This is a genomic window from Bifidobacterium sp. UTCIF-39 (genome assembly GCF_006408715.1).
GTDB classification, from domain to species: Bacteria; Actinomycetota; Actinomycetes; order Actinomycetales; family Bifidobacteriaceae; genus Galliscardovia; species Galliscardovia tissieri.
In genome coordinates this window covers 151,584-176,713 of sequence record NZ_JEOG01000002.1, presented here as the reverse complement: position 1 = coordinate 176,713, position 25,130 = coordinate 151,584, and the positions used below count along the sequence as shown (strand labels likewise).

At 61.3% G+C, this 25,130-nt stretch carries 21 protein-coding genes and 1 pseudogene; 12 read left to right on the top strand and 10 right to left on the bottom strand.

What is annotated here, in order from left to right; translation table 11 throughout:
- The first annotated feature begins 172 nt into the window (after positions 1-172).
- Genes EP30_RS01710 through EP30_RS01700 form a run of 3 tightly spaced genes read left to right on the top strand, consistent with a single transcriptional unit; the run spans position 173 to position 2,607 of the window.
- On the top strand, positions 173-571 hold the full coding sequence (locus EP30_RS01710) for an alcohol dehydrogenase (RefSeq protein WP_140555578.1): 399 nt from the start codon (positions 173-175) through the stop codon (positions 569-571).
- Positions 572-574: 3 nt separating this feature from the next.
- Positions 575-1,534 (top strand): prephenate dehydratase domain-containing protein, encoded by a 960-nt coding sequence (locus tag EP30_RS01705; protein WP_140555576.1) that lies wholly within the window; start codon positions 575-577, stop codon positions 1,532-1,534.
- A complete protein-coding gene (locus EP30_RS01700) occupies positions 1,525-2,607 on the top strand; it encodes a prephenate dehydrogenase/arogenate dehydrogenase family protein (RefSeq protein WP_258185305.1) in 1,083 nt (360 codons plus the stop codon). Before EP30_RS01705 ends, EP30_RS01700 begins: the two co-directional genes overlap by 10 nt.
- On the opposite strand, the gene EP30_RS01695 is transcribed toward EP30_RS01700, so the two are convergent.
- From EP30_RS01695 to EP30_RS01685, 3 genes are all read right to left on the bottom strand, one after another.
- Positions 2,600-3,214: a TetR/AcrR family transcriptional regulator gene (locus tag EP30_RS01695; RefSeq protein ID WP_140555574.1), complete on the bottom strand. Its 615-nt coding sequence runs from the start codon at positions 3,212-3,214 to the stop codon at positions 2,600-2,602. The two genes, EP30_RS01700 and EP30_RS01695, sit on opposite strands and share 8 nt — an antisense overlap.
- A 129-nt stretch (positions 3,215-3,343) precedes the next feature.
- Complete coding sequence (locus EP30_RS01690; protein ID WP_140555571.1) at positions 3,344-3,598, bottom strand: DUF6725 family protein; 255 nt, start codon at positions 3,596-3,598, stop codon at positions 3,344-3,346.
- A 276-nt stretch (positions 3,599-3,874) separates the two neighbouring features.
- Positions 3,875-4,033, bottom strand: coding sequence for an anion permease (locus EP30_RS01685; RefSeq protein ID WP_258185304.1), 159 nt, complete (start codon positions 4,031-4,033; stop codon positions 3,875-3,877).
- Positions 4,034-4,204: 171 nt separating this feature from the next.
- On the opposite strand from EP30_RS01685, the gene EP30_RS01680 reads away from it, so the two are divergent.
- Together EP30_RS01680 and EP30_RS01675 are read left to right on the top strand one after the other, a co-directional pair.
- Positions 4,205-5,887, top strand: a complete 1,683-nt coding sequence (locus EP30_RS01680) for an NAD-dependent malic enzyme (RefSeq protein ID WP_258185312.1) — start codon at positions 4,205-4,207, stop codon at positions 5,885-5,887.
- An 82-nt stretch (positions 5,888-5,969) separates the two neighbouring features.
- Positions 5,970-6,935, top strand: a complete 966-nt coding sequence (locus EP30_RS01675; protein WP_181160740.1) for a LysR family transcriptional regulator — start codon at positions 5,970-5,972, stop codon at positions 6,933-6,935.
- 416 nt (positions 6,936-7,351) lie between these two features.
- On the opposite strand, the pseudogene EP30_RS01670 reads toward EP30_RS01675, so the two are convergent.
- Positions 7,352-9,136 (bottom strand): annotated as a pseudogene (locus EP30_RS01670) (bifunctional ADP-dependent NAD(P)H-hydrate dehydratase/NAD(P)H-hydrate epimerase); the annotation flags it as partial.
- Between the two features lie 220 nt (positions 9,137-9,356).
- Between EP30_RS01670 and EP30_RS01665 the strand changes: the two are divergent.
- Positions 9,357-10,028: a GNAT family N-acetyltransferase gene (locus tag EP30_RS01665; protein WP_140555565.1), complete on the top strand. Its 672-nt coding sequence runs from the start codon at positions 9,357-9,359 to the stop codon at positions 10,026-10,028.
- A complete protein-coding gene (locus EP30_RS01660; RefSeq protein WP_140555563.1) occupies positions 10,025-10,744 on the top strand; it encodes an SGNH/GDSL hydrolase family protein in 720 nt (239 codons plus the stop codon). Before EP30_RS01665 ends, EP30_RS01660 begins: the two co-directional genes overlap by 4 nt.
- 11 nt (positions 10,745-10,755) lie before the next feature.
- Here the strand turns inward: EP30_RS01660 and EP30_RS01655 are convergent, their stop codons facing one another.
- Complete coding sequence (locus EP30_RS01655; RefSeq protein WP_258185302.1) at positions 10,756-11,826, bottom strand: glycosyltransferase family 2 protein; 1,071 nt, start codon at positions 11,824-11,826, stop codon at positions 10,756-10,758.
- A gap of 146 nt (positions 11,827-11,972) precedes the next feature.
- Here EP30_RS01655 and EP30_RS01650 point away from each other — a divergent pair, with 146 nt between their 5' ends.
- The 5 genes from EP30_RS01650 to EP30_RS01630 all read left to right on the top strand — a co-directional run bounded on the left by EP30_RS01650 (position 11,973) and on the right by EP30_RS01630 (position 16,898).
- Entirely contained in the window at positions 11,973-12,962 is a 990-nt protein-coding gene (locus EP30_RS01650; protein ID WP_140555699.1) for a tyrosine recombinase XerC, read from the top strand.
- Positions 12,963-13,049: 87 nt separating this feature from the next.
- Entirely contained in the window at positions 13,050-13,910 is an 861-nt protein-coding gene (locus tag EP30_RS01645; RefSeq protein WP_140555561.1) for an exodeoxyribonuclease III, read from the top strand.
- 50 nt (positions 13,911-13,960) lie between these two features.
- Complete coding sequence (locus EP30_RS01640; RefSeq protein WP_140555559.1) at positions 13,961-14,821, top strand: DUF3710 domain-containing protein; 861 nt, start codon at positions 13,961-13,963, stop codon at positions 14,819-14,821.
- 6 nt (positions 14,822-14,827) lie between these two features.
- Complete coding sequence (locus tag EP30_RS01635) at positions 14,828-15,577, top strand: DUF3159 domain-containing protein (protein WP_258185301.1); 750 nt, start codon at positions 14,828-14,830, stop codon at positions 15,575-15,577.
- A 37-nt stretch (positions 15,578-15,614) separates the two neighbouring features.
- Complete coding sequence (locus tag EP30_RS01630; protein ID WP_140555556.1) at positions 15,615-16,898, top strand: class I SAM-dependent RNA methyltransferase; 1,284 nt, start codon at positions 15,615-15,617, stop codon at positions 16,896-16,898.
- A gap of 294 nt (positions 16,899-17,192) precedes the next feature.
- On the opposite strand, the gene EP30_RS01625 is transcribed toward EP30_RS01630, so the two are convergent.
- The 5 genes from EP30_RS01625 to EP30_RS01605 all read right to left on the bottom strand — a co-directional run bounded on the left by EP30_RS01625 (position 17,193) and on the right by EP30_RS01605 (position 25,052).
- The gene (locus EP30_RS01625; protein WP_140555554.1) at positions 17,193-19,580 is read right to left on the bottom strand and encodes a peptidase domain-containing ABC transporter; all 2,388 of its coding nucleotides are present in this window, start codon (positions 19,578-19,580) and stop codon (positions 17,193-17,195) included.
- Between the two features lie 53 nt (positions 19,581-19,633).
- Entirely contained in the window at positions 19,634-20,440 is an 807-nt protein-coding gene (locus EP30_RS01620; RefSeq protein WP_258185300.1) for an ATP-binding cassette domain-containing protein, read from the bottom strand.
- Between the two features lie 3 nt (positions 20,441-20,443).
- Complete coding sequence (locus tag EP30_RS01615; protein ID WP_140555551.1) at positions 20,444-21,178, bottom strand: flavodoxin family protein; 735 nt, start codon at positions 21,176-21,178, stop codon at positions 20,444-20,446.
- 1 nt (position 21,179) lies between these two features.
- The gene (lanM, locus tag EP30_RS01610) at positions 21,180-24,218 is read right to left on the bottom strand and encodes a type 2 lanthipeptide synthetase LanM (RefSeq protein ID WP_181160739.1); all 3,039 of its coding nucleotides are present in this window, start codon (positions 24,216-24,218) and stop codon (positions 21,180-21,182) included.
- Between the two features lie 198 nt (positions 24,219-24,416).
- The gene (locus EP30_RS01605) at positions 24,417-25,052 is read right to left on the bottom strand and encodes a hypothetical protein (RefSeq protein WP_140555547.1); all 636 of its coding nucleotides are present in this window, start codon (positions 25,050-25,052) and stop codon (positions 24,417-24,419) included.
- Between the last annotated feature and the right edge of the window lie 78 nt (positions 25,053-25,130).

Genomic DNA, 25,130 nt, shown 5'->3' with positions numbered 1-25,130 from the left:
CCCGATCACGCATCGAGGGAAGCCGTCGGTCTCGGCAAGTGGAATCGTGATGCCGATCACGAGACACTTGTAGGGCCCGGCGGCCATACTGAACCATATGACTACACGAATGGAGATGACTCCACGGCGACAACGGGCAGATAACGATGCCCTCAAGCCGTGGAGTTTTCGTTTGCCCTTGTGGGGCCGCATCCTTGTCAGTGCGGCCTCGGGCGCGATCGTCGGCTTCGTCGGCGCCGCCACCCATCGCATGGGCGTCCAGTGGAGCATCCCCTACGGGCTGGTGCTGTCGTTTCTGTTGCTCGGCATATCCACATGGTCGGCGCGCGCCCGATCCGGCAGTACCGGCGTGGGATTTCACCTCATCGCCTCCGGTGCGGTGACCATGCTGATCCTGCAGACGTCCACCCAATCCCGTGCGATGCTGATTTTCGGGTACGTTTCGGATTCCTATACGTTGCTCATGCAGAAGGCGGGCATCATCTGGATGCTGGGCATGGTGGCGCTTCAGGTGTTCATGCTCGTGCTGCCGCAACGTTGGTTCGACGTGTCCGACAGAAGGAATCACTGATTTATGACCGTGTCATTGCATTATCTCGGGCCGCAGGGCTCGTTCACCCACCAGGCGGCGTCCGCGGCCGCAGAGCTCATCCCGGATGGCGGGGAATGCATCGCCGAACCGAACGTGACCGCCATCTTCAACGCCGTGGCCAACGGCGACGGTTGGGGAGTGGTCGCATGGGAAAGCAACATCGAAGGCTATGTGGTGCCGAATCTGGATGCACTGATCGACGCCGAGGATGTGGCGGGATTCGCCCGGGTGAGCGTCGACGTCGCATTCGATGCGCTGGTCCGTCCCGGACACGGTGACCTGACCGTGGTCCGGGCGCATCCGCACGGGCTGGCACAATGCTCGAAATTCATCGTCGAACATGGACTGACCGCCGAGCCGTCGTCGTCCAACGCCGCCGCATGCCGCGACATCGCCTCCGACGAGGTGGCGCTTGGCCCATCCATCTGCGCCGGACTCTACGGTCTGAACGTGTTGTGCAAGGACGTTCAGGACTTCGACGGAGCGGTTACCGACTTCCTTGTGCTAGCACCGCGTGAGCAGGCACGCGAGCAGCTCGCGCAGGCCGAATCCAACGGGGTCGTCGAATTCGAATCCATCGTCGCGTTCATTCCGTTGAGTACCGGACCGGGCGTACTGGCCGATCTGCTCGACGTGATTCGCGACGCCGGACTGAACATGACCAGTTTCATCTCGCGGCCGATCAAAGGCCATGCCGGCACATACAGCTTCATCGCCACACTCGATGCGGCACCTTGGCAGCCACAGTTCAAAACGGTGCTCAGCACCGTGGCGGCGCATGGGGATTGGGTGAAGACACTGGCCGTATACCCGCGTAGGGAACGGCCGAATCCGCCGGTGAGCGCGTGGATGCTGCCCAAGGGCGGCGTACGGCTGGACTCCGCGGACGTATCCGGTGCGCGATTCGAACCGGACGATGACAGGGAGCTGCTATGGGCGTGAACATGACATCCGAACGACCCGAGGCGCAGGTGATCGCCATCGCCGGACTCGGACTGATCGGCGGATCGCTCGCCCGACGACTGACGGAACGCGGTCGTCGTGTGATCGCATGGAATCATCGCCCGGCCCCATACGATCGTGCGCGTGCCGCCGGAATCGAATGCGTGGACGACGTGACGGAACTGGCTCGCGCGGTTCCGGACGTGCTCGTGCTGTGCACGCCGCTCAAGGCCATGCCGGATGTGCTGCGACAGCTGGCACCGGTGATGGACCCGCATACCGTGCTCACCGATGTGGGCAGCGTCAAGGGGCAGGTGCGTGACGAGGTGAAGGCTGTCGGGCTTGATGACTGCTATGTCGGCGCGCATCCGATGGCCGGCAATGAGTTCTCCGGCTATGCCGCATCCGATCCGTCACTGTACGACGACGCCCTATGGGCGGTGACCTTCGACGAGCGGACGTCCTATGAGCGGCTGCTCGTCGTGGTCGATATGATCTGCGAGGGAGTGGGCGATCGCATCATCGTGATCGACGATGACACGCATGACCGTGCCGCCGCGATGATCAGCCACATGCCGCATGTGGTGTCCACGGCATTGGCGAACGAACTGACCGAAATGCCGGAACGCAACATCGCCCAGGCGCTGGCCGCCGGATGCTGGCGTGACATGACGCGCGTCGCCCTCACCGATCCCGACCGGACCCGTGCGATGGTGGAGGAGGATGCCGCGAATGTGGCCCGGTTGCTGCATCATATGGGCGAACGTCTGGAATCCATGGCGACACTGCTCGAATCCGGTGACGATACGGCGCTCGCGCAGGTTCGGGAATTCTTCGCCGTGGCACGTCCCTACCGCGAATACAAGGCCCGTGAGCGTGCGGGAGTCGAACATGAGTCGGTGACCGTGCGGATTGACGGCGATGATGCGAACGGTACTGCGGGGGCTACGGAGCCTGGGCGTTCCACATGGCGTGACCGGCTGCTTGCCTCCGCCCGGCGTGGCGAGCACATCACGCATATGACGGACCGAAACACCGCCATCGCCGAGGTACGCACGGCACTGGTCAGTTGAGCAGATCGGCCGGAGCCAGCGTGCGTGCGCGATCGATGATCGTCGCGATGGTCTCCGGCGGTTCATCGCAGCCGCGTTTGAGCCACAGCCAGACGATGGCGGTGAGTGACGCGGCGAGCATCTCCCGGACGTACACGGAGGGAATGTCGTCGCGGTTCGGTTTCTTGCCCACCTTTTCCGCCTCGATGAGCAGCAGCTCGGTGATGATGTCCTTGGTGCGGTTGTACAGCTGCATGTCGTTGCCGCTGTGTGAGATGGCGTCGAAGAACGCGAAGTCGTTCTTGATGTACCGCAGTCCGTCGAGAAGTGCATTGTAGGAGATGAGTCGTCCGTCCGCGTCGGCCGTCTGTTGCAGACCGGTCGTCTGCCGTGAGAAGGACGGCCCTGGAGTGAGTATGATCTGCGTCAGATCGCTCATGGCGTTGGAGAGCAGTTGCTGCCGCAAATCGAACTTGTCGGTGTAATGCGTGTAGAACGTGCCTCGATTGATATGCGCCTCACGGGCGAGATCGCTGACGGTCATGGCGTCGAAGCCCTTGGCGTTGGTCAACGTGATGAACGCCTCTTTGATGGCCCCTTCCGTACGGGTGTTCCTGTGCTGTATCATGGCGGCTCCTTGATGGATTCGTGGTCATGGGATTCGTGATCCGAATCGTGGATTTCGATCGGATATCGAACATGATCAACACGGTGTTTATAGCGATACAAGCACAGGCATTTGACGAATCATGTCCGCTCATGGTCGGGGGAACGTCGGTCTCTCCGGAATGGGTTTGAGTCGTACGATGCTCATGGCGTCGATGGTGACGATCTCGGCCTTTCTGCGGCCGTTGGCGGATTCGTCGCGCAGCATCGTCAGCGTTGTGCCATCCCAGCCGGTGACATGTCCCACATAATCCCGATACTTTTCCCTTCCATCGGTCGCGTCGACGCCCATGGTCGTGCGTACCACGATGCGTGCCCCCAGCGGAATGCGTTTCGGTAAGATCATGATGTCGAGTCTACTGTTCGTCGAGTTTGTGGAACTGTATGCCCTTGGATGTCTATATTGTGATTTACGTCACATAAATCGGTTGCCATAGGTTTCATTGCAGTGCCGAAACCCCTGCAGGAGTAACGTGAATATCGTTGGTGGGAAGCCCTGCCTCCGGATGTCGTTTCCCGGATGCAAACGGGGATGAGAAAACCTCTTCGCAGGCAATGATGCGCGAAGAGGTTTTTCTTTGGCCTATAACCCCCCTATAGCCCGTAACCTAGGACTCCGTAATCACCACAGGCCGATGATCTTCCACCATCCCATGCCCACGGTCAGCCATACCGCCACGGTGACGAGGCCGCACAGGAATCCGATCCGGAGAAACTCAGGGGTCTTGAGATATCCGGCGCCGTAGATCAGCGCGGCCGGACCCGAGGCGTAATGCGTCATCGTTCCGAATCGCAGATGTCAGCCGTAATAACCAACGGCAATATGGGGACGACCCACCGAAGAATGATCGTAAACCGTTGCAATATGAGGCATGTTGTCGTATTGCCGTTGATTATTTGTGCCGGTGCGGTCGGCTTCCTAAGTTGAAAGACAACAACCGGGCAACGAAGCCTGAACCACTCGAAGCCCACTCCCGAACACCGTCCAGCGCAAGAAACGAGGATGAACGACATGACCGGATTCACCACACTCAAGGATTCCTTCGCGACTAGGGGGCTTGCCTTCACCGCCGATGAGCGGGTGGCAATGGATGTCGACGGACTGCTGCCGGCCGCCGTGCAGACGCTTGATCTGCAGGAACAGGCCGTGTACGCCCGCTTCCGGAGCCTTGACAAGGACATCGAAAAGCGCCTGTACCTTATGGGCGTCTGCCGTGAGAACCGTCGCCTGTTCTATCACGGCATGGCGAAGCATCTGACCGAATACATGCCGATCGTCTACGCGCCCACCGTCGCCCAGTCCATCCAGCGGTACGGCGAGTTCTACTTCGGATCAGACGTGGCCTATGTGTCGATCGAACACCCCGAGCGAATCAAGGACGCCCTGCGCCATTACGCGCAGGGACGGGACATCGATCTGATCGTCGCCACCGATGGCGAAGGCATTCTGGGCATCGGCGACTGGGGCGCGCAGGGTGCAGAGATCCTCACCGGCAAGCTCGCCGTGTATACGGCTGCCGCAGGCATCGATCCCGCACGTGTGCTGCCCGTCATGATCGACGTGGGCACCGATCGCAGGGAACTGCTTGACGATCCGCATTACGTGGGCAATCGTTTCAAGCGCGTACGCGGCGAGCGCTACGACGATTTCATCGAAACGTTCGTACATGACAGCCTGGAGCTGTATCCGAACGCCCTGTTGCACTGGGAGGATTTCGGCCGTCCGTGCGCCGCTCCGATCCTTGATCGCTACCGTGGCGACGTGCTGACGCTGAATGACGACATCCAGGGCACTGGCGTGACCGTGCTCGCCGCTCTGGTGGCCGCACGTCGCATCGCCGGCACGAGCTATGACGACACCCGCATTCTCGTATTCGGAGCGGGCACAGCCGGCGTGGGCATCGCCGATCAGCTCGTCGACGACATGGTGCTCGAAGGCGGCATGGACCGTGCCGACGCCATGAGCCGTGTGGCGCTTGTGGACCGTTACGGACTCATCCTCGTCGGACAGGAGGGGCTGACCGAAGGGCAGGCCAAGTACGCGCATGATCCGTCCGAATTCGCCGGGCTCGACGACATCACCGACCTTGCGGCCGTGGTCGACGCGTTCAAGCCGTCCGTACTGATCGGCACCTCCACCCGTGCCGGAGCATTCGACGAACGCGTGGTGCGTGCCATGGCCTCCCATGTGGACCGCCCGCTGATCTGTCCGATCTCCAACCCCACCGAACTGGCCGAGGCCAAGGCGGCCGATGTGATCCGCTGGACCGAGGGCCGTGCGTTCGTGATCACCGGAACCCCATCCGATCCCGTGGAATACAACGGCGTGACCTACCACATCGGACAGGGCAACAACGCGCTCATGTACCCGGGCATCTGCTTCGGTGCCATCGTGGGCAAGGCCCGTCTGATCAGTGACCGCATGCTGCTTGCCGCCTCGCACGCCATCTCCGACATGATCGACGTGAACGAACCGGGTGCTGCCGTGCTGCCACCCGTGTCATCCCTCACCGAGATCTCCCGCCGTGTGGCCATCGCCGTCGCCGAGCAAGCCGTCGCCGAAGGACTCAACCGCGAGCCAGTGCCGGATGTGCCCGCAGCAGTGGAGGCCAACATCTGGCATCCCGAGGACTGACCCATGCCGGCATCGCCTCCCCACGCCGCCGAACCGTCCCATACAATGGATGGAGGCAACATGGCGGCAGGGGGAGGTGGCAATGGCGTCGATCGACAATGTGCGCGATATGGAACTGTTCCAATTGGTGGCCGAACTGGGGAGTTTCACCGATGCCGCCGCGGCCGCACGCGTTTCCCAACCCACGGTGTCGTTGGCCATCAAACGGCTGGAACAGCGGCTTGGGGCGACCTTGGTGGAACGTCATCGATTCGGTGCCAAGGGCGGTGTATCGCTCACCGAAGCCGGACTGGTGCTCATGCGGCACACCGCCTCGATTCTCGGCGAACTCGACCGGCTGACGGAGGAGCTGCAGCAGGCAGACCATGCCAGCCGGTACAACGTCGGCCTGCCACCCATCATCTCCGCCTACCTGCTCGGAGCCGAATCCATTGATACGCTCGCCAGCCGACTGGGCGGGGAGGTGGACGTGCAATCCGTGGGGTCACGGAGACTCATGCGACAGATCGAACGGCACGCCGTGGATTTCGGGGCCGTGGCCAGCGTGGGAAGCGCCCCCAGCGTGGGAGGCATCCAGACGTTCCGCATCGCCTCGTTCCCATTCGTGCTCGCCTACGCGGCGGACAATCCTCATGGCGTTACGGCCATCATGGGGGACCGGACGGTGTTCGACATCTCCGATCCCACGATGACCGGTTCGCTGCGGTTCGTCACGTTGGGCGACGATTTCGTTCACTCCAAGGCCGCCACCGCATACCTGCGTTCGCATGTGGATGCGACACGGCTCATCGAAGTATCCGACGTGAACACGATGAAGGCGATCATCATCTCCGGACTGGCCGTGGGACTCATGGCCTCCGTGGCGGTGGATCATGATGACCGTCTGTCGTCCATGCCGGTCGTGGGTGCCGACCTGCCCGACTTCGACGTCTATGTCTTCAATGACGAAACCCGAGAGGACCCCACGCGCGACGGCGACGGTGAACGGCGTGAATCCGCGTCGCAGAGGTTCCTTGGCATCATCGGGGAGCACCTCGCCTCCCGATAGCCGATCATTGGACATATCCGCACCGTCCATGACGAAACCCCCTCGATGCGATCCGCGAGGGGGTTTCATCATGTGGTTCTCGTCATACGGTATTGCGAAATGACAGATGACAGGCGATGGGCGAACGCCCGAACGCGTTACCGCTCGGGATCCTCATACTGGGCGAGAATCGCGTCGGCAAGCGCGTCCAGCTCCTCGTCCGTGTAGTCACGGTCCGCATCGAGCACGATTTCATCGTCATCGTCATCGTCACGCGGTCCGTTCGCCACGGTGCCATCGATGATTCCCGATCCGCCATCGGAGGAATACACGCGCACGGCGTCGGACCCGTCGGGCTTCGGGGAATCAGGAGCGGAACCGCCGTCATCACCGCCGTCGGACGAATCGTCGGAGTCATCGGATTGTTCGTCGTACAGACTCACCAACGTCCCGAACGCCAGCGGCAGCTGATCCGCCACGTCACCGGCGCGGATCGGAGATCCCAGCGTTCCCGTGATGGCATCGTCCGGCACATCGTCCGGCTCCATGGCCTGCAGGAACGCGATCGGATCCCGATCGTCGTACACCACCGGTTCGCACAGACCCGATTGCGTCGACGCGGAGGCCAGCGTCGCCGCCAGACCATGAATATACGCGCCGACCGCCGCATAGATGGCCGTCTGGTCGGGAAGCTGCTCCAGCGTCGCCGCATTCTGCGCCAGCACCGCACCCAACGTGCCGGCAAGCACATCGCCGGCACCCGCGCTCGCCAGCCAGGCCGGTGCGGATCCCGAGACGAAGGCCTGCGCGTTGCCTGTGCCATCATCACCGACCACCACGGTCACCGCTCCCTTGAGCAGCACGGTCGCACCGGTGAGTTCCCATGCGCGAGTAGCCCACGCCAGAGGTTCGGCCATCACATCCTCGGCGGTCACGTCCTCGTCGCGCTCGGAGATGAGTCGTGCGAGTTCGCCGGCATGCGGGGTGATCAGCACCTGAGGCACGCACGATTCGGGCAGCAGATCCAAGGCACCGGCATCTACCACGATCGGCGGCATCTCCTCGCTGCCGGCCTCATCCGCGGCATAATGGGCGAGCAGCGCGCCGATGCGCTTGCGCTGCTGATCCACATCGCCTTCATCAGGTCCGGCGGGCACGCCCGAACCCACCACCCAGGACTGTACATGGCCCTTGCCCATCACCGCCTCCGGCACACGGCGCAGGACCATGTCCTGCGCACGAACCGGACCTACATAGCGGACCATGCCCACGTTCGAGTTCGCGGCGGCCTCGCTGGAGAGCACGGCGGCCCCCGGGTATTCGTCCGAGCCGGTGACCAGTCCGACCACGCCACGCGAATACTTGGCATCGGTGATATGCGGCAGCCGGACGGCCTGCGCGGCGGTACGGCGGGTGACCGCCTCGACGGCCGGGGTGAAGGGCTCGGTGTCGAATCCGAAATCGACCAGCACCTGACGACCACACACATACGTGGCAGGCGGCAGCAGATCACAGGGCTTCAGTGCGCCGAACGTGATCGTCACATCTGCGGGAATATACGGGCCGGGCAATGTGCCGTCGTTGATGCCCACGCCGGACGGCGTATCCACGGCCAGCACAAGAGGGAACTCGTCACCGCTACGGCCATGCGGCAGCGCGATCGTGTCGGGAAGCTCACCATCCTCGCCCACTTCGGCGGCGATATGGGCGGGAATGCCCCGCAACGCTCCGTTGAGTCCGATGCCGGTCATGGCGTCGATGACCAGATGTGAGGTCTCGATCACACCGATCGCATCATCGAACAGGTCAGCAGCCTCCTGCGCGTCCTCGGGACCGGCGAATCCGGGGATATCCGCATCCGGATCGAGCACGATCAGCTCGCCTCCCTCGGCGCGTAACGCCGCAAGTCCCTGCTCGTGCAGGCTTCTGCCGACGGCCACCACGGTCACTTCCACGCCGTCATGCGCGAGTTCCGCCGCGGCGAACAGGCCATCGCCGCCATTGTCGCCGCCTCCGGCCAGCAGCACGATACGAGCGGTGTCAGGGGAGACATGGGCCCGGGCCATCATGACCCGCGCCGTCATGGCGGTGGCGGACGCTGCCATACGCATCAGCGGCATGCCGTCGTCAAGCAACGGCCTTTCCATGGCGCGCACGTCGTCCGAGGTGAATGCTGCGGACTTGAACTCGTCCTCCAGCTCGGCGTCGTCATCGAACAACATCGACATCATCGTACCCAGCCTTCCCGCCGGCGCCATGGTGACTCTTACCGTCGCCGGCCTGCACCCACCATTGTCCCTCACAGCGCGGAAAAACGCGGATGATTCGCTGAACGGCATGTGAATATTCCCGGTGCGTCTGCCGAAGACCATGACGGTGCAGTTGGCGTTCCACGCGGGCATCGGATAAGGTGAAGGTCGATTGAATGGAGGTTGTGCACCAATGTCGTCGCAAGCCGTGTTGAGGGCCATGCGTGCCGAGGACATGCCGAGGATCGAGGAAATCGTCTGCCGAACCTGGGGCTATGACGTCAGCATGTCCGCGCGTAACGCCGCACTGTTGGGAAAGATCGACGCCTACGAATGCCTGTCCCGTCGCACCTATATGAGGGTGGCCGACGTCGACGGAGAGGTGGCCGGACTCATCGTCGCCGCCGATCGTCGTCATCCACACATCGACCGGCGGATGCAGCTGATGCAGCTGGGAGCGGTGTGTGGACTGCTGACCAGCCGCGAAGGACGTCAGGGGCTGGGCATGTTCCGCCAGTACATGGCCGCCGACAAGGAGCTGTCGCGAGACGCCGAATCCCAAGGTAGACGATATGACGGCGAGCTTGTGCTGTTCATCGTCGACGGACAATATCGCGGCTACGGATTGGGACGGATGCTGTTCGACGACGCGATGCGATACTTCCGCGATCAGGGCATCGATGACTTCTTCCTGTACACCGACACCGGCTGCGACTTCGGCTTCTACGGGCATCGGGGCATGACCCGGCGTTGCGCGCGCTCCGTCTCGTTTCCCATAGGTGATCGGATTCGTACCGAGGAGATGTATATTTACGACGATACGGTATCGCATCAGATAAGCGACCATGGGGAGGACAGTCGATGAACGTCGCGCGCAGGGCCAGGGTGCTGGCCGAGGCATGGTGGGCCAAGCATCATGTGCATCTTGCAGCCGAGCCGGCGGGGGATCGTTCCGGCGTGGTCGGCCCGCTAGCCTCCGATCGAAGCCCGCTGAGTCTGGTGGCGGTGGGCGATTCCATGGTCGCCGGCTGCGGTGTCGACGATCAGAAGGACGGGTTCATTCCGGCGATCGCCCAGGAGATCGCCGGCGCATTGGGACGTCAGGTGCAATGGCGGACGTATGGCAAGCTGGGTGCCACCATGCGCCGCGTGCGTTACCGTCTACTTCCCGAGGTGGATGAGTCGCCGGATCTGCTGATCGTATGCGCCGGCTCCAACGACATCATGGCCCAGCGCAGCATCGACGAATGGACGACGGATCTTGCCGCCGTGCTTGACGAGGCCCAGCCGTTGACCGACAACATCGTGGTGTTCAGTTCGGGGCAGCTGTACAACAGCCCGTCGCTCGGACCGGCGTTGAGGGAGTTCCTTGAAGGGCAGATCGATGCGCAGACCAGGGCCAGTCGGAAGATCTGCGCCGAACGTGGCGTGTTCTTCCTCGACATGACCCATGAGGACGTGCGCTCCGACACGGATGCATTCTATGCGTCCGATCACTTCCATCCCGGCGCGTTCGGCTACCGGTACATGGCCGGCCGCAGCGTGGAGCTGCTGGACGACTATCTGCGGCGTTTTCGCTGAATCCTAGTCTCCTAGTTCACGCCGACGATATTGTGGGCGATGCCGTAGCCCACATGGATGAGCATGCGTCCGACGGGCCCGGGAATATTCAGCGCCCGTCCGATCATCGTCCGGCGCACCGCCTTGTCCGCCTCGGGCGCGTGTTCGGCGAGATACGCCCACAGTTCGTCCTTGCGGCGGTAGTTCTCCTTGTCCTTGGACAGCACCATGAACACGGAGTCAATGGCCATGTTGATGGTCAGATAGTGGATCATGTAGCGGTACAGTCCGGTCGGCACGGCATCGGGCGACGGCGTGGCGTCGATCATGGTGCGCACCACGCGGATCAGCTGGTCGATGCGGCGGATCATCGTGTCCTTCTCCACCGACTGCCCTTCGCGGCCGATGAAGTACCGGTACAGGTCCTCGTCCATGTACATGAGCGTGCGCACCTGTGGCAGGGGCGCATACGCATAGATGTTGTCCACGTAGAACGTGTGCTCGGGCAATGCGAGCCTCGCCTTCTCCCGCAGCACCTTGGTGCGGTAGATCAGCGAGTGCATGAGCAGGTTCTGATCGGGACGGAACCGTTTGACGTCGTTCCATCCGAGGGTCCGGTTGACGGGTAGCACGCCACGGTATCGAATCGTCTGCTTGATGCGCTTGCCCTGCTTCTCGTACGTGTAGTTGGTGATGAGCAGATCGATCGGAGCCTTGGCACGGGCCTGCGTACGCAGTTCGGCCAGCACATTGCGCAGCGCCATCATGTCGAGCCAGTCGTCGGCGTCGACGACCTTGACGTACATGCCCCTGGCGTTGGCCACGCCCGTGTTCACCGCGCCGCCATGGCCCTTGTTCTCCTGATCGATCACCCGGATCACGTTCGGATAGCGTTTCTCGTATTCTCGGGCGAGCGCGGCGGTCCCATCCTTGGAACCGTCGTTGACGATGAGGATCTCCGTGTCGCTCAGGTCCTGTTCGATGAGCAGTGAGGAGAGGCAGCGGCCCAGATAGTCCTCCACATTGTAGGAGGGGACCACGAAGGTGAGTACGATGTCGCCGGTTGTCTCGGCGGGGGTGATGGCGTTGTCGGTAGTGTTCACCTTTCTGTTAAACCATAGATTCCGCCGGAGGACAACCACCACGCCCGAAACAACGGCATGTCCTATCGTGGGAATGTCGCACTCGTCGTCATGATCAGGGACATGACCAGTGAGGAGTGCGCTGCATGCCGAAAGTGAGGAGCCGGATGGAGTATGACCGCCAGCTGGACGCGTTTCTGGAGTATTTGACGCGCAATCGCGGCCTGAGTGCGAACACCGTGCGCTCCTATGGGGCCGATCTGTCGGGATGCCTGCACATGCTGCACCTGTACGGCGTGACGTCGCTCAACGCGGTGACGGTGAATGACCTGCGGTCGTGGCTCGCCTTTGAGTCACGATCCCACGCGCGTTCCTCCATGGCGCGCAAGGTGGTGTCCGTGCGGTCGTTCTTCGCGTTCCTGCAGGACCGCGGCATGATCACCTCCGATCCGGCGGCGGGGCTCAAGACGCCGAAGATCCCCTCGACGCTGCCGGCCGTGCTGAGCGAGGAGCAAGCGGAGACGCTGATGAACAGCGTGGATGCCGCATCCGTCGCATCCTCGAAATCAGGCGAGGCCGGGGCGAATACGCCGAATGGGCGTGCCAAGTCGACGGATGACTCACCCGAGGGAACAGCCAAGCGGCATGCACTCGCCCTGCGCGATGCCGCCATCATGGAGCTGCTGTATGCCACCGGCATCCGCGTCTCGGAGCTTATCGGCCTGGATCTGCGGGATGTCGACTTCTCCGCGCGCACCATCCGCGTGACCGGCAAGGGCAACAAGCAGCGTGTGGTGCCGTTCGGCGTGCCGGCGGCCACGGCGCTTTCGCAATGGCTTGATGAGGGACATCCGTGGGTGCTCGAGCATGCCGGGCGCTCGTCGACGGCCGTGTTTCTCGGCGTGCGAGGAGGCCGGTTGGATGCGCGGCAGGCCCGCGCGGTGGTGCATCGCTGTGCGGCGGCCGCCGGCGTACCGGATATCAGCCCCCATGCGTTGCGCCATTCCGCCGCCACCCACATGCTTGACGGCGGCGCCGACCTGCGCGAGGTGCAGGAGATGCTCGGCCATTCCTCGCTGCAGACCACGCAACGCTACACGCACGTCTCCATCGAACAGCTCACCCAGCGCTACAATCAGGCTTTTCCCCGCGCCTGACTTGACACGGCCGCATATTCAGTCACGTGGCACCGTGCCGTCACGATGCCGCTGCCGTCGCATCGTCGCTACTACACTGGAGGAACCATGACGATTACGATCACCACTTCGAACATGAACGGCATTCGCGCCGCCCGACGCAAGAACGTAGGAAAATGGGTTGACGCCCATACCCCTGACGTGTGGTGCATGCAGGAGGTGCGCGCTCCCCAGAACGAGATCGATCCGATCTTCGACGACTTTGCACGACGATATGTCGACGCCGGTGCGCTGTCCGACCCCGGTGACCTGCATCGGCTGAACGAGGTTTGCCGGGTCAAGGGCCGGGCCGGCGTCGGATTGCTGTCCGCGCTGCCTGTAGTCGCCACTCGGCGTGGTCTGCCCGGACTGGACGAGGACGTGGACTCCGGTCGGTGGATCGAGGCCGACGTCACCACGCCGCAGGGCTATACGATCACTATCGCGTGCGTGTACGTGCACGCGGGCAGCGCCGAAGACGAGACGAAGATGGCGCAGAAGTACCGGTTCCTCGACCACATGCTCGTCCGGCTCGGCGAACTGCGCGACGAGGCCGCACGCGGCGGCAGACAGGCCGTGCTGTGCGGCGACTTCAACATCGCGCACACGCCGCTCGACATCAAGAACGCGAAAGGCAACGTCAAACACGCCGGATTCCTGCCGGAGGAGCGTGCCTACGTGGACCGGTGGCTCGACGAATACGAGTTCGTCGACGTGATGCGCGATCTCGCCGGAGACATTCAGGGACCGTACACCTGGTGGAGCCAGCGTGGCCGCGCGTTCGACAACAACGTCGGCTGGCGGCTCGACTACCAGTTCGCCACGCCGGAGCTGGCGGAGACCGCCTGCGGATTCGTCATCGACAAGGCGCCCACCTACGAAGCCCGATGGTCGGACCACGCTCCACTGAGCATCATGTACAACGTGTAGTCTATGTAACGGAAAAACTCACCGTTCGAACGTTTGAGAAACGAGGCACCATGGGACTGTTCGGATTCGGCAGGAAGAAGCACGCCGAGGAGGAAGCCAAGGAGAAGGACAAGGAAACGGACATCGACATCGTCGATGAGTCCAGTGACTCCGACGACGCCGACAAGTCCGCCGCCGAACCGCGTGCCGACCGTCAGCCCACCGCCGATGGCGAGCGCGGCGAGGATCAGGGCCCGTGGGACGTGGATGACGACAACATCCCCGACTACGACGACTACCTCGACATCGGCTCCCTCTACCTGCCGTTCCTCCAGGGCATCGAACTGCGCCTGAAGGGCAACCGCCAGACCAACCAGATTCTGGGTGCCACCATCACCTGGGGCGACTCCAGTCTGGAGCTGGAGGCGTTCGCGGCCCCCAAGTCCTTCGGCCTGTGGGACGACGTGCGCAGCGACCTCATGGACGCCAACCATGACGCCAAGGAGCAGGACGGCACGTTCGGCAAGGAGCTGATCCTTCCCGTCACGGTCGGCAAGAAGGTGCTCAAGACCCGCATCGTGGGCGTGGACGGACCGCGTTGGATGCTGCGCGGCGTGTTCTCCGGCCCTGCCGCCACCGATCCGGACAGCGAGGAGAAGAAGACGCTCGACAAGTACTTCTCCGACGTGGTGGTGGAGCGCGGCGATGAACCGCTTGCCCCCCGTGACCTGATTCCCATGCACCCGCCGATCGGCCCGGCCGAACGTGCCAAGCAGGCTGCGGCTGAAGGCAAGATCGAGGAGGGTGAAGACTCCGGCGAGTCCCAGGCTGTGGAGATCCCCGGCAAGCCCAAGGGACCGCTGAGCAAGACCCTCGAAACGGAAACACAGACCACGCTGCGTCGCGGCCCGTTGTTCTCCGAAGTGCGCTGATCCGGCATGGGCCTGTTCAATCACAAGACCGACCCCGGCGACACCGGCAAACGCAGCGGCATGGCGTCGCTGGCCAACGAGGACTTCTCCGTCATCGACGCCATCGGGGGCCCGCGCGGCGTACTCGAATCCGTACTGCCCGGCGTGGTGTTCGTGGTGCTGTTCGTCGCCACCCGCGACCTGCAGCTGACGATCATGGTTTCCGCGGCGCTCGCCGTGATCCAGGTGATCGTCCGCCTTGTGCAACGGCAGTCGGTCATGGGCGCGCTCGCCGGCGTGTTCGCGGTGGCGATCTGCCTGGTGTGGGCGTGGTTCAGCCATGATGCGCGCAACTACTATCTGCCGGGTTTCCTGGTCAATACGTTCTGGATCGTGGTGTTGGCGATTTCTCTGCTTGTTCGTATCCCGGGCATCGGCGCGCTGGTGGAGTTCGTGCGCAATCCGGTGATCGAGCACCCGCGCGCATGGCTGTCCGCGTGGCGTGACGACAAGCCGCTGCTGCGCGCGTACATGACCGTCACCGGGTTGTGGATCGTGGTGTTCGCCGCCCGTCTTGGCGTGCAGGTGCCCATGTATCTGACGAATCATGTGGGCTGGCTGGGCACGGCGCGGCTCATCATGGGCGTGCCGTTGTTCGCCGCTGCCATCTGGGCTTCGTGGCTGGTCATCGCCACGCCATTGCATCGTCATCGTCTTGCCGAGCGGGCCGCTAATGCAGAGTCCGCTAATGCAGAGTCCGCCGACGAGCAGGCATGACCGTCGCAGCCATCGCAACTGTATGAAAGGAAACCCTATGAACACTCAGGTCCGTATCGAACGCTATGCCGATCAGGGCCGGTGCGTGGCGCATATCGACGGACGGGTGGTGTTCGTTCGTTTCGCATTGCCGGGTGAATTGGTGGACATCCGTCTTGACGAGCCGCATGACCGGGATGACCGGTTCTGGACCGGCGAGGTCGTCGAGGTGATCGAACCGAGCGCCGACCGTGTGGACCCCGTCTGGCCGCTCGCCGGTCCGCTCGCCTGGGGCGGGGGAGTGGGTGGCGCCGACATGGTGCATGTGTCCATTCCGGGACAGCTGCGATGGAAGTCCTCGACGATCGGCGAACAGATGCGTCGTCTCGGCCATGTGGATGTCGAGGTGCCCGTGGTCGGCGTGCCTGATGATGTGGATCGCAACGGTCTCGGCTGGCGTACCCGCATCGAGATGATCGCCGATGATGAGGGCCGTCCGTCCATGCGCCGACGCGAGTCGCACATCCGCGTGCCGCTTGACGCGATGCCGCTCGCCACCGACGCGCTTAACGCCGTGGCTGATCGGCAGCGGGTCTGGGAGGGCGGATTCATCCCCGGATCCCAGATTCGTCTTGCCGTGCCCGAACCGCGCAATAATGCATCGTCGGATGACGATATTCCCGCAGCTGTCGGCGACAATTACGCTCTGCTTGTCGACGGCAAGCTGAAGTCCGGTTCCCAGACGCTCACTGAAACCGTGCGACTCAACGACGGCCATGAGTTTACCTACACCGTGGATGCCGGCGGCTTCTGGCAGGTGCACCATCAGGCGCCGATCGCCTTGGCGAACGAGGTGATCGATCTGGTACGGGAGCGACTTGACGGTGCCGAATCGGCCGTGTTGTGGGATCTGTATTCCGGGTCAGGCCTGTTCACGCTGCCATTGGCCGCCGCGACCGTCGAACGGACGCAGGTGCTCAGCATCGAAGGTGCCAAGACCGCCGTGAAAAGCGCCCAGCGCAATCTGCGTGCCGCCGGACTGGATAATGTGGATTTCCGCGCCGGCGATGTGTCGAAGACGCTGCGCAACATTCCGAAGAATCTCGCCCTGCCGGACGTGGTGGTGCTCGACCCGCCGCGCGCCGGCGCGAAGAGGCGCGTGTGCGAGCAGATCGCCGATTCCGGCACCCGCAGCGTGATCTACGTGGCCTGCGACCCGACGAGCCTCGCCCGCGACACGGCAACGCTCACTGATCTCGGCTACGATCTGGCACACATTCAGGGCTTCGACATCTACCCCAACACCCATCACGTCGAAACGGTGGCCCTCTTCACCAAGTGATGCTCCCGCAGCGTTCCCGCGGAGGCTCCCGTACCGGTGAGCATACTGCCTCGGTGTGTATTCGACGCATGGATACGTCGGATACACACCGAGGGAAGCGCCAGCTGCCCCATCCGACACATGCGTGTGTCAAACAAGTACCAGAGAATGGCCTCGATGCTCATGCGTTGCACACGTGCGACAAATAAGCATCGAGGCGATGGTTTCGTGCTTGTTCGGCGCAATCGTGTGACCAACAAGCATCCGCTGGTCGTGCGCCCCCCGAATCACGCCCATCCGCGATTACTCAGCGCGTCACTGGCCGCGTCCATACAATCCCGCATACACGCCGTCCAGCTGCATGAGCTCATCATGCGTGCCGCGTTCCACGATACGACCATGATCCATGACCAGAATCTCGTCGAACCGTCGGATCGCGTTCAGTCGATGAGCCACCACCGCGCACCCGCACGGCGAGGAGAGCAGATAGTCCATCACCCGCTGTTCGGATCGATTGTCGAGCGCGCTGGTCGGCTCGTCGAGCAGCACAAACGCAGGATCGGTCACCAGCGCACGGGCCAACGCGATCTTCTGCTTCTGCCCGCCGGACAGATTCATGCCGTGTTCGCTGATCATGGTGTCCAAACCCATGGTCGGGCTCATCATCGATTCGTCGATGCCCACGGTCTGGCAGATCTCCGCCAGCCGTTGCGGGGCGATATCGTCTCGATGCAGCAGAATGTTGTCGCGCAGCGTCTCGTTGAACACCATGGAGTCCTGATGCACGAACGCCAGATGTCGGGCTCTCCATTCGGAGGACTGTGCCGTCAGAGGATGCGCCGCGCCCGGCTCCTCCACCAGCATCCGTCCGCTGGTGGGTGCCACCAGTCCGGCGAGTATACGCAACACCGTGCTCTTACCTGAACCGGTCGGTCCGACGATCGCGATCTTTTTCCCTGCATCCAGATCGATGTCGATATGTTCCACCACCGGTTTGCTGAACACCGAATACGAGTAGGACACGTCAGCCGCATGCAGCCGTTGGGGGATCTCCCGAACCGGCAGAGCATTCGGGGAATCATCGGCACGAGCACTGTCTTCGTCGGCACTGTCTTCGTCGTTGGGAATGATCTCCATCACCTTGCGGATGTATGTGCCGATGGCGGCGAACTGACTGATCGACCCCATGATGCCGGCGAACGGCGTGGCGAACGACGATGCCAGTGTCATGAAACCGACGACTCCGCCGAGCCCGATCATACTGTGTCCCGCCAGCAGGGAGCCGAACATCACCACCGCCAGAGGCAGCGCGAAGATCAACGCTCCGGACAGTGACGACAGCCATGCCTCCAGCCGTCCACGCCGGGCTTGGAATCCCAACTGCCGTTCCAACGCGTCATGCCACTGGTCATGGAAATGCGATTCCAGATTGAGGCTTTTCACCGTCTCGATGCCGGAGAAGATCTCGATGAACGACTGCTGCACCGCGGACTGCGCCTGCGTCTCCTTGTCCACCAACATCTTGGACCGTGCCGCATACACCACGGATACGATCAGGATCAGCGCGCACACCGTCAGCGTCATCACGGTGAGCGGCACCGAATAGACGATCATCATGACCAGATACACGATGAGAAACACGAATGAGACGAGTGAGCCGATCAGACCGGTGGTCAGTGTCTGTTCGATCACCATCACCAGATTCGCACGGTAGATCAGATCACCGCTCGATCGGTTGATGAAGAACGCGTAATCGCGATCCAGTACGCCACGCATGTATCGGTCGAACAGGAACCGGCCGAACGATACCTGCAGACGAGTGAGCACCAGATCGTTGAATGCGTTAACGAAATATGACATCGCCAGCGAACCGGCCACCACGCATAGCGCGAGCATGAAGAACGAGTCCGTATCGGCCAACGTCTGATGATCCACCATGAACGTGGTGACCGACGGCACGATCAGCCCCAGACCCTGAATCGCAAACGACAGCAGTAGCGTCGCCGCGAATGCGAAGGGGGAACGTCGGATGAACTGCCCGATATGACGCAACGTGCCGGTGCCGATCAGACGCAACCGCAGACGGATACGATTCCTCAGCTTCCGCATGTCCGGGATCGCATCCTGATTCCCCGTGCCGTTTTCCCCGCCGATACCGGTCCGTTCGGCCTGTTCGGCTTCGGCGCCTTCACGATTCTCCTCATCATCGAATCCGTCGTCCTCGATGCTGGGGGTGCTGATGAGCATGACTCCCGAAAAATGGGCGACGAATTCCTCGTCGGTCAACGCGAGCCGTCCCCTGGCCGGATCAAGGATGCGGAACCGGCCAAACCGATAGCTTTCCAACACCACGAAATGCTGCTGATCCCAGAACATGATCACCGGCACCGCCAGTGACTTCATCGCACGGAGAACCCTAGGGGTCGGCCGGCCGGTCCCCTCGATGGTGGCGGGGCTGACTACGCCACGGCATGAGACACGGAAGTCGGTGAGCACGGTGACGATGTCCTGCATGCTCATGCCCCCGCGCGGCACGCCGTACCGGGTACGTAGATCCTCCAGACTGGTTCGCCGCCCGTAGGCGAGCAGCAGCATGGCGGCGCAGGCGAGCCCGCATTCGCTGTGCTCACCCTGCTCGACCAGCGGCACGTGGTACCGGCGGCGACGGCAGCGCCATAGTCTCAACGGCGACATGATGCGCATGATGAATGAATCCTCCGTAAATGGTTCCGGTCGGCCGAGTAACAGAGTGCCCGTCAGTCGTTGATGCCGAAATCGACGTGCGTCTTCTCCTGACCGAGGGTGGCGGCCTTTTCGAACTCCTCGAACGTGGGGAAATCGGCGATCATGTGATCGGCGATCAGACGCTTGTGATCGAGGATGATGATCCGGTCGGCCACCTCCCAGCAGTAGTGCAGGTCATGCGTGATGGTCAGAATCGTCCGACCATCCGCGCGCAGCTGGTTGATGTAGTCCACAAGCAGCTGTCGGGTGAGCGGATCCACCGAATTCGTCGGCTCGTCGAGCATGATCACATGCGGGTCGAGCAGCATGCCGGCCACGAGTCCGGCGCGTTTGCGCAGTCCCGAACTCAGATCCGACACCTTCTTGTCCAGATGCTCGCCGATGCCGAACGCCTGCACGAGCTTCTGATCCTCCAGCGTGGCAAGATCAATCGTCTTGGCACCGGCCTTGCGGGCCTTGCGATTGTCGAATAGGAGCTTGCGGAACTTGATGTTGTCGCGCACGGTCATCGAATTGATCATGTTCGCCTGCTCAGTCATTTCGAACACGTCGCGCATGGACGGTACGTAACGCTTGTTGATGATCGCCTGACCGGACCATGGGCGCAGCAGTCCGACGATGAGGTTGAACAACGTGGTTTTGCCCACGCCGTTGTAGCCGAGGATCGCCAGCGACTGTCCCTTGGGCACGTCGAAGCTCACGTGTTCGAGCACGCTCTGCTTGCGCTTGTATCCGAAGGTGATGTCCTGCACCGCGATGATCGGGGGTTTGCTCTGCTGGTTCTGTTCGTTTTCGTTCATCATTTCGTTGTCGCTCATCGTTCATCGTCCTTTCTCTGCTGTTTCCCGCTGCGCGACCAGTCGGAAGTATTCCTGCAAGGTGTCGCAGTCGAACATGCCATGCTCCTGCCAGTACCGGTGTTCGGCGTCCTCGTCTGGTCGTTCGATGTATTGCCGCTGATATGACTGGAACATCGCCTCCTGCCGCTCGTTGGCGTGCAGCACGGGATCCGCGCGGTTCAGCGCGGACCAGATCCTGGATGCCGTCTGCCGTGCACGCCTCGCATCAAGCGGGTCAGGAAACGTGGTGTACACGGTCGGGTCGTGGACCACCCCAAGCGTGTCGAGAAACTGTTCGAGCATGCCGCCGACCTTGAGGAACCCGTTGGTGCTGGCGGCCACCACGGCCATGCCTGGCTTGTTCGCCAGCCGGAACAGGTGCCCCCAGTAGGTGAGCCGGTCCATGAGGATCTTCAGATCGCCCGACACGTTGTGACCGTAGGTGGGCGAGCCGAGGACCAGATAGTCGCATTCCTCCATGAGCCGTTTGATCCTGCCGGAATCATCCTTCCCGGAGCGTTCTATATGGTCGATGCCAGTGAAGAATTCACGAGCGGTGCCATCCGACGGCAGAATCGTCAGATCCTGCGGTGTGAGTATCGTCCACTGCGTCGCGTCGGCGGCGATGTCGGTGAGCTGCTCCCAAATAAGTGTGATGGCCTGCAAAGTGCGGGATTCCGGGTTGCGAGACCCGCAATAGGCGAGGATTCGAAACATGTCACACCTCCAGTGACAACAGGGACGGTACGGTAGGGTGAGCGAGCCTCAGCAGCGCGTAGGCCGCACCGAGCGGACCGAGGAACACGGAAAGATCGGGGAACGCTGGGATTCGGCCGAAGTCGAAGCCACCGTGCCGTGCCTGTGCCTCGGCGATCATGCCACGCGCGATCGTGTGGGCAAGATCCCGATAGCGTTCGTCACCGGTGGTGTTCGCCACGGAAACCAGCACGTCGATACCGCCGCTACGTCCATGGCATAGACTGTCGTCCTGCCACCGGGCGTTCGCGAATCGTGCATGAACATCGGCATACGATACGAACGGCTTTTCGACGTCTTCGGTGAAGAAGCGGTGACGGTCATCGCCATACCGTTCCAGCTCGTTCTGCGCCCACAGCACGCCGAGATCACCACGACACCACTTGGAGGGGAAGACGGTGCCAGCGGCGGTCCGCGCGGCGCGGCGCGTCATGGCACGGTCCCATAGCTGGTGCGCGAATCCGGCGAATGTCTCATCTCCAGTGGCTCGAAACAGCCGCCACATCGCCACGGTGATGCCCTCCAATCCATGCGCGGCACCGGTGGGATAGACCGTCTCGCCGTCAACCGTGTCGAGATCCCAGTACTGCTTCACCAGCATGACGAGTTTTCGTCCCAGACATACCGTCTGCAAAAGGATGTCATCATCGCCCAGCTGCCGCCAGGTCTCGAGATAGGCGATGACCATGCCGGCGGCACCGGTCAGATAATCCGTGTGACAGGGCTTGTCGTCCGGCTTTGCCTGGGCGATGCGCTCGTCGAGATCCTTGGTCGTGTACGTGTCGAGATAGTTCACGGCACGCATCAGATAGTCATTGACATCATTGCCGGCCATGCCAAGATTCCTGAGCATCAGTGCAGGATAGAGATGCGAGGCAGGTCCGGTGAATGCGGATAACGAGGCACTGGGCATGACGCGATTGATCAGCGAATGCATCGTCATACGGGCGAGACGCTCATCCGCATCGCCAGATTTCCCCGTGCGAACATTGGCAAGCTGGGCAAGGAACATGGCCGCGCCGCCAGTACCCAGATAGACCTCATCCACAGGTGGAGCGGCGAGAAAATCCGGTTCGACGTCGTCGGCCTGATTTGGGTCGAGAACCCGCTGAGCAGCGACCCATGATACCGTCTTGTGCGTGTCGTCGTACACCGCTTGATCATGCAGATACCGTGCCGCGGCGGCAGGATACGCGGTGATGACTGTCTCGGCATCATCGACATCGAGGTCGGAATCACCGTCGAATTTCGCCATCGGAGATACTGGAAGCGGATCATTCACCGAAAGTCTCAGCGCATTGCGAATCAGCTGACGCTGGAATTCCGCCTCCCGCTCAAGATGCGCATACGTGTCCAGGATCCGTTCCGCCACGCTGCGTTCGAACACCGGTCCGATGGTGCCGCCGCCGGGCTCCTGCATGTCGCGACTGTTGAGCCGCGCAGTGAACATGGGGATGTCTCCCTCCATCATCTGCCGGTACTCGCTGAGGAAAATCGCCTTGTTGTGATAGGGGAACACGTACAGGTTCTCCAGCACGGCCTCCACCTTGGTCATATCCGTCAAAGCCGACGGATGATGGATGAAATCCTGGAACCGGGCATAGATGTTCGTGGCGCGCACCAGAATACGGCAGACATTGGCATCCCGTTCCACAATGCCGCGCAGCTCCGCCTCATCAACGGCGCGCAATGCGTCCATGGCCAGATCGAATCCGTGCAGCATCTCCCCGCCGTATCGGTACGGGTCCGCCAGCATGCCATTGATGTGCAGCAGATATTCACGCTTGCTGAACACACCATCCTGACGCTCGTAGCGAGCCTGATCGCTGTCGAGATCCACGGGAACCGCAATGGTGGATGGAATCCGCTGATCCTCGGGATTCAATGCGCTCAGATCCACGGCATGCCCCGCGGCATCAAGTATCATGCGCGTGGGCAGGAACGAACTGCCGGCAAGGGAGTCGCGGAGTCGTTGCTGCACCACCATGTCTGCGGAATCCTGCGGCAGGTCCATCATCACGTAATTCGTGGCGATGGTTTCATAGTCGATGATCTGCGGATATTCGCCGCATGGAATGATGTTCTCGTAGTGCATGTCATTGCCATGCAGGAACCACACCAGCCCCAACAGCTGACCGAACCGCGTATAGTAGCGGCGGACTTCATCCTCGGTAGTGCAGTCGCGTTTGGCGACGAATTCCTCGAACGCATACGTGCCCTTATCCAGAATGCCGGGCACATGCATCGGCAGAAAACCGGCATGGCGTTCGCAGGCATGAGTCAAATCGGCGAACATGGTGTGAATCGACAGATTACGCGGCTTATAGGCCACCTTGCTATCGTTGATGGTCAGCATCGCGGCGGTGCGACCATGATCATGCGAGTCGCCGCCGTCCAGCTCCATGGATTCCAACCGAAGCGGAGCTTCCGTATGCAGAAGCGTGGCGAGCTCCATGGCGTTGTCGTCCACACGTCGCACGATCTCCGACACGAACGTGATGAAATAATTCGTGGCCTGAGTGAGCATACGGGCAAGGACAGGGTACCGGTCGAACAGTGCGGTCCGGTATTCCGGCTGTGCGGCGATGCGGGTATATGCTGCGAATCGTGCGTGAGAGTCTTCTCCAGACAGGTGCCCATTCATGCGCTCGCGGTTGAGCTCCAATACCAGCGTTTTCAATCCAATGTTGAGCAAACGCGAACCAAGCGCAATCAGGCACTGCTCCATCACAGTGCCGGCATGCTCATTGTTCGCCATGCATATGGCATTGTCGAATGCATCGGAAAGCTTCTGATGCGCATATGCCACGAACGGCATGAATGCATTGAGATATCCGGCCTCCGCGTCGAACGGCGTTGCCTCGTCCGTGTTGCACTCCTCGATGACGGAAAAGAAATGATACCATGCTTCGCGCTCCAACAGCTCTTCATGACTCATTTCAGGAGCCTCGCTGACGCACTGCGCGTATCGATCCTTATCGTATCCGCGCAGTTTCAGCATCGAGTCGAAGTCTTTTGACGTCAACGAGGAGTTGCGGGAAGTCCAAAGGCGGAATGAGTCATATGCCATATTGCAGTGTGTGGAAGACTTGTGATGCTGATATCGTTCCGCGATGGAAAGGGTAGATGAGATTGAGGGGAGATTCATGATATGAAAGCTTTCTTTGATGTCGACATCTACGAAGGCAATATGCGATTCCTACTGGAGATTGGCAGGATACCGATATGCGAGAATGGCGCAGGCGACCGCTCCAATCACTAAGGCAATCATTGCCATAATAAAGGCAAATATTTCAATGGAAATGAGTGGTTTAAGGGCTGCTGGAATAGCCATTACGAGCGCTGGTATGAACATGATGAGTTCATCGGTATGCTGGATTTTCTTCTTGGTTGAGATATACAGTATTGAGATCTCCGTGGAAAAGAAGATGAAGGGAGCCATCCAAAGAATTTGCATGGCGCAGTAGGACAGGAATTTCGTACTCAAGGGCAAAAGACCGCGGTATACGAGGAAAACAGCATTGAGAATGCAGGCGAGAGATGCGGCAGCTAGTGGAAGGGCATTCTTTGCCAGCGCATATTGGACTACTGATCTTTCGGCCTGATGGAACTGTTCTATAATGTTCTCTCTTTTATCCTGCTCAACGGATAGGGTGCAAGCCAATGCAGGAGCATAGAAGAAGAAAAAACTAAGCGTATAGGTTCCTAGGCTCAGGATATTATTCTGGTAGACCGCAACGACTCCCAATGGCATGATGCAGGAAAGCAGGAAAAACAGGAGCAGATTTGTCGGCGTTGTGAAATAGCGAAAATCTTTCCACATGCAAGCTTTCATGATTGTCTCTTTCCTTTTGGTTAAATAGGTATAAATCGGCGTGCCTGTGGGAGGCTCGGAACTCTGCAGGCACGCTGA

Bases quoted from the DNA above. Each gene is read 5' to 3' on its own strand.
- EP30_RS01705 (WP_140555576.1), top strand. From the start codon at position 575: ATGACCGTGTCATTGCATTATCTCGGGCCGCAGGGCTCGTTCACCCAC.
- EP30_RS01700 (WP_258185305.1), top strand. From the start codon at position 1,525: ATGGGCGTGAACATGACATCCGAACGACCCGAGGCGCAGGTGATCGCC.
- EP30_RS01695 (WP_140555574.1), bottom strand. From the start codon at position 3,214: ATGATACAGCACAGGAACACCCGTACGGAAGGGGCCATCAAAGAGGCG.
- EP30_RS01690 (WP_140555571.1), bottom strand. From the start codon at position 3,598: ATGATCTTACCGAAACGCATTCCGCTGGGGGCACGCATCGTGGTACGC.
- EP30_RS01685 (WP_258185304.1), bottom strand. From the start codon at position 4,033: ATGACGCATTACGCCTCGGGTCCGGCCGCGCTGATCTACGGCGCCGGA.
- EP30_RS01675 (WP_181160740.1), top strand. From the start codon at position 5,970: ATGGCGTCGATCGACAATGTGCGCGATATGGAACTGTTCCAATTGGTG.
- EP30_RS01665 (WP_140555565.1), top strand. From the start codon at position 9,357: ATGTCGTCGCAAGCCGTGTTGAGGGCCATGCGTGCCGAGGACATGCCG.
- EP30_RS01660 (WP_140555563.1), top strand. From the start codon at position 10,025: ATGAACGTCGCGCGCAGGGCCAGGGTGCTGGCCGAGGCATGGTGGGCC.
- EP30_RS01650 (WP_140555699.1), top strand. From the start codon at position 11,973: ATGGAGTATGACCGCCAGCTGGACGCGTTTCTGGAGTATTTGACGCGC.
- EP30_RS01645 (WP_140555561.1), top strand. From the start codon at position 13,050: ATGACGATTACGATCACCACTTCGAACATGAACGGCATTCGCGCCGCC.
- EP30_RS01640 (WP_140555559.1), top strand. From the start codon at position 13,961: ATGGGACTGTTCGGATTCGGCAGGAAGAAGCACGCCGAGGAGGAAGCC.
- EP30_RS01635 (WP_258185301.1), top strand. From the start codon at position 14,828: ATGGGCCTGTTCAATCACAAGACCGACCCCGGCGACACCGGCAAACGC.
- EP30_RS01630 (WP_140555556.1), top strand. From the start codon at position 15,615: ATGAACACTCAGGTCCGTATCGAACGCTATGCCGATCAGGGCCGGTGC.
- EP30_RS01625 (WP_140555554.1), bottom strand. From the start codon at position 19,580: ATGCGCATCATGTCGCCGTTGAGACTATGGCGCTGCCGTCGCCGCCGG.
- EP30_RS01620 (WP_258185300.1), bottom strand. From the start codon at position 20,440: ATGAGCGACAACGAAATGATGAACGAAAACGAACAGAACCAGCAGAGC.
- EP30_RS01615 (WP_140555551.1), bottom strand. From the start codon at position 21,178: ATGTTTCGAATCCTCGCCTATTGCGGGTCTCGCAACCCGGAATCCCGC.
- lanM (WP_181160739.1), bottom strand. From the start codon at position 24,218: ATGCTGAAACTGCGCGGATACGATAAGGATCGATACGCGCAGTGCGTC.
- EP30_RS01605 (WP_140555547.1), bottom strand. From the start codon at position 25,052: ATGAAAGCTTGCATGTGGAAAGATTTTCGCTATTTCACAACGCCGACA.